3 protein-coding genes are annotated in these 4863 nt (G+C 46.1%); all 3 read right to left on the bottom strand.

Annotated features, from left to right (window positions below; all coding sequences use genetic code 11):
• Positions 1 to 192 precede the first annotated feature (192 nt).
• Entirely contained in the window at positions 193 to 2106 is a 1914-nt protein-coding gene (locus BM265_RS19260; RefSeq protein WP_074963532.1) for an NAD(+) synthase, read from the bottom strand.
• Between the two features lie 24 nt (positions 2107 to 2130).
• Positions 2131 to 3471 (bottom strand): citrate synthase, encoded by a 1341-nt coding sequence (locus tag BM265_RS19255; protein ID WP_074963531.1) that lies wholly within the window; start codon positions 3469 to 3471, stop codon positions 2131 to 2133.
• Between the two features lie 141 nt (positions 3472 to 3612).
• Positions 3613 to 4863 (bottom strand): HAD hydrolase family protein (locus BM265_RS19250; RefSeq protein ID WP_242940915.1); only part of this gene is annotated, 1251 nt, incomplete at its 5' end.

Here is a 4863-nt window from a genome sequence, read left to right as displayed (position 1 = left end):
TTTTTTGAAGAGGGCTTGGGGGTGTGCGCTCTGAAACAGCTTATTTCACCAGTTAATATGTTTTTTTACTCTGATGTTCGGATATGGTTAGAGGGTGCTGCGGTTGCAACAGCCTCTTTTTATGGGTCTATTTTACCATAAGATCTCATCTTTGTCTATGGTATGACAGTTAATGTTCTGATGAATAGTGGATCATAACTGAATGTTTTCTATCTCTTTCAGCCAGATAGATGCGCTTGCATCACTTGGCATACGCCAGTCACCGCGGGGTGAAAGTGTGACAGTTCCGACTTTGGGTCCGTCAGGCAGACAGGAACGCTTGAACTGCTGTGAGAAAAAACGGCGGTAAAATGTTTTCAGCCATTTGAGTATCACTTCTTTAGTATACTTTTCATTGAAAGCGATACAAGCTATGCGGAATATCTTTGATGGTGTGAAACCGCATCTCAGCATATAGTACATAAAGAAGTCGTGGAGTTCGTATGGTCCTACAATATCCTCGGTCTTCTGTGAGATGGTTCCGTTTTCTTCGGGGGGAAGAAGTTCGGGGCTGACAGGGGTATCGAGAATGTCTTCGAGAACTGTTTTCAGTTCGCCCTCGGATACCTGTGCCTCGTAATTTACAAGCCATCTAACAAGCGTTTTCGGGATTGAAGCATTCACCGCGTACATGGACATATGGTCGCCGTTATATGTCGCCCAGCCCAATGTAAGTTCGGAAAGGTCACCTGTTCCGATGACTATTCCGCCCTGCTGATTTGCCTTGTCCATAAGAACTTGTGTGCGCTCACGCGCCTGAGAATTCTCATATGTGACATCGTGTACATCCGCCGACTGACCGATATCCTCAAAATGCTGGGTCACGCTTTTGCAAATATTTATCTCCGAAAGGGAAGCGCCGTAGGCTTTCGCCAAAGTGACTGCATTGTTGTAAGTCCTGTCAGTTGTGCCGAAGCATGGCATGGTGATCGTGTGTATGCCGCTGCGTTCCAGCCCAAGCATATCGAACGCGTGTACGGTAACTATCAGTGCAAGAGTAGAATCCAGTCCGCCGGAAAGTCCGAGAACAGCAGTTTTGCAACCAATATGGCGAAGCCTTGTCATAAGTCCGACAGCCTGCATGGTGAGTATCTCTTCGCATCTGCTGTCAAGAACATTCTTATCTGTCGGTACAAATGGTGTTTGCGGGAAAGTTCTGTCAAGCTTGGTTTTTGTGATATCAAGGGAGAAATATGCGGCGGGAATATCCTGCAACGCTTTGAAAGAGTTCATCCGTCTGCGCTCGTAGTGAAGCTTTTTTACATCGATATCAGCGATGGTAAGTCCGCTTGAAAAAGGTTTTGATTCAGCCAGGATCGACCCGTTTTCTGCAATAATGTCGTGTCCTGCAAATACCATATCCTGTGTTGATTCCCCTATGCCGCAGTCGGCATAAGCGTAAGCGCAAGCCATGGAACCTGAATGTGCTTTTATCAGCGTCCTGCGGTATTCGGCTTTACCTATAACTTCATCGCTGGCGGAAAGGTTGAATATCATCACAGCCCCTGATGCCGCAAGCTTTTCTGCCGGGGGAGAGCAGACCCACATATCCTCGCATATCTCTATGCCGAAGGTAATATCCGGCATCTCCTTGCAGGCGAAGATAGTGTTTTCAAGATGAACGGAATAGCTCTCACCAAGTGAGATATCTGCGCAGAGATCATCTGCGGCGGCAGTGAAATGTCTTACTTCGTAGAATTCGCTGTAATTTGGTATATTCTTTTTTGCCACGGCGCCGATAGCTTTTCCTTTGTTGATTATGACTGCACAGTTATAGAGCTTGCCGCTGACTTCAAGGGGCACTCCTACAATGGACACGATATCTTTGCCCTCGGTGGCTTTTATTATTCGTAAAAGTTCCCGCTTTGCTGATTCAAGCAGAGTATCCTGCAAAAACAGATCGGCGCAGGTATAGCCCGTTATCGAAAGTTCGGGGAAGCAGACTATCTTCACACCTTTGTTGTGAGCTTCATCAATAAGCTCGATCATCCTATCGGCGTTGTAGGGGCAGTCAGCAACTTTCAATGATGGAGTAGCACAGGCAATTATTATATAACCGTCTTTCATGGTATACCTCCAAAAACTTGACAGTTATCTGTTGCCGAGAGCGATGTAGGGTCTCTCGGGGGCAACGGATTTATATGCGGGACGAATGATGCGTTTGCCGCTGTTTATTTCCTCAAATCTGTGTGCGCACCAGCCTGCCATTCTTGAAACTGCGAACAGGGGAGTGAACAGGTCTTCCGGAATACCTAACATTCTGTAAACGAATCCGCTGTACAGGTCGATATTTGCGCATATCACCTTATCGGAATGTTTTATTTCTGCAAATGCCTGCGGCGTAAGGCTTTCGATTGAGGAAAGCAGTCGGAATTCTTTTTCAAACTCAGTGCCCTCAGCCATTCTGCCTGCGTACTTTTTGAGAATCACTGCACGGGGGTCGGAAAGGGTGTAAACACCATGTCCCATGCCGTAGATAAGTCCGCTTCGGTCGCCGTCTTCTTTTCGGATTAGCTTTTTGAGATATTCGTAGACTTCATTTTCATCTTCCCAGTCGGAAACATTTCTCTTGATGAATCCCAGCATCTCGCTGACTTTGCGGTTTGCTCCGCCGTGTCTTGCACCTTTAAGAGAACCGATAGCCGCGGCATACGCAGAGTATGGGTCTGTGCCTGATGAAGTAAGCACGCGGCAGGTGAATGTAGAGTTATTTCCTCCGCCGTGCTCTGCATGCAGCATCAGTAAAAGGTCGAGAAGCTTTGCTTCATCGCGGGTGAATTTTCTGTCGGGTCGAAGAGTTGACAGGATATTTTCAGCCGTGGATTGACCTTTTATCAGCGGATGCATGAACATGGAATCCTCGTTATAATAGCGCTTTTTGGTCTCATAGGCGCATATCATTATAACGGGCATTTTAGCTATCAGCGAAACGGCTGTGTCTATTTCGTGCTCGGGAGTGTGGGCTTCTGGGTCGCTGTCATAGGAGTACAGCGCCAAAGTCGCCCTTGCCATCTTGTTCATGATATCCCTCGAGGGCGCTTTGAGTATCATGTCCTCAAAGAAATTATCGGGAAGGGCGCGGCTTTCGGAAAGCAGATCTGAAAAACCGGAAAGTTCCTCAGCTGTAGGCAGTCTGCTGGTCAGCAGCAGATAGACTATTTCCTCAAAACCAAAACGGTCTTCGGCTTCGACCTTTCCAATAAGGTCGCGGATATTGTATCCCCTGAAGATAAGTTTGCCGTCGGCGGGCTTTTTCTCGCCGTCATCGACAACATAACCGTGAACATTGCATATATTCGTAACGCCTGCCATTACCCCTGTGCCGTCGGGGTTGCGCAGACCGCGCTTAACGCCATATTTATCAAAGTAAGCAGGAGATATAGTATTATTCGCAGTGAAAGCTTCGTACATGGTATCTCTGAAGCTGTTCATATACAGGACTCCTTTCAAAAGTAAAAGACGCCCCTCAAAATTTTGAGAAGCGTCTTTGCTCAATCTTATACAAATTGATTATAACATATATAAGAGTGTTATTCTATGCTTATTTTGTTAAGAAATAAAGATGTATTGAAATCAGTGGTAAATGTCGCTGTGGTAGAGTTTTTTCAGCTTTTTGATCGTTGCATTTCCGCCGCCGTCACCGATGTAGACATCGTACCTGCCCTTGATACTTCCGATGGTAACTACCTTTTCACAGCCTGTATGTTCCATTAGCTTTGACAGCATATGTTGTTTGGTAGCGATGGGTGAGAAGACTTTAAGATATTTATATCCGTCATACTCGGATTCACTTACTGTTATCCGCGCAGATTTGCCCAGTGAATTTTTCAGTTGTTTTTCAAGGGTGGATATCTTCAACGATTCATCGAGTACAGTGAGATAAAGTACGCGCTCGGAAGCATCGTGGCGCCTGTAAATATGGCGGACGTAGTTCCTGTAAGGGGAGTGCCTGTGGGTATCGAAAAGGTCTTTTTCAGCGGGATTTATCAGCTCGCTGTAGAATATCAGCAGAGTGCTGTCGTACATGACATTCACAAAGCAGTTCATTCCGCATTTCGTGATGATACTTTCGGCTTCTTCGCAGACATCTGCCTTAATGAATTCGGCTTCAAGATACTCCTTTGAATTTACATCGTACATTGCGGCACCGTCCATAACGATTATGGGGTATTTCAGGTCAACTCCTTTCATCAGCGACATTACTTCGGCAGGGGTGCGTATTGTCGAAAGGGTGAATTTCACGCCCGATTCTATCATTTGGTTAAGCTCGACTTTATTGAAAGCCGCAGAATGGTCTTCAGGGATTAGTACAGAATCTATTCCGCTGATGTATAGGGTCTCGCTGTCATGCTTTACGGGAAGATGGAAATTATTCACCATAAGCCCTATGCCGATGCCTATCAGTGTATCAAGCACACGGTTGAAGACGAACAGGTAAGGGTCATCATCGAAAGAATGGGTCAGGGCGATGCTGAGAAATACCACACATGAGAAGAAAGAGGCATTTTTCTTATCAAGTACAACGGTCAGATAGATGACCGGTATGATCATAAGTGATGCCAGAAGATACACTCGCATAGCTTCGGTAATTCCGATGATACGCAACAGTAAGATAAATATCAATCCGTACAGAGCACCGATGAATGTACCTATGGAACGCTGTCCAGCATTGTGCTTGGCGGTATCTGAACTGGGCTGTAAGCACCAGAGTGCCGCAAGGGCGCTGTAGAATGGTATGCCATTACCTACGGGAAGATGCGTTCGTATATAATACACCATCATGCACAAAGCCACAGCAGCAGACGATTTGATTATCCTTGCTCC

Source organism: Hominimerdicola alba (assembly GCF_900112155.1).
Classification (GTDB): Bacteria; Bacillota; Clostridia; order Oscillospirales; family Ruminococcaceae; genus Hominimerdicola; species Hominimerdicola alba_D.
The sequence above is the reverse complement of the archived record's forward strand: the minus strand, read 5'-3'. Positions and strand labels throughout refer to the sequence as shown.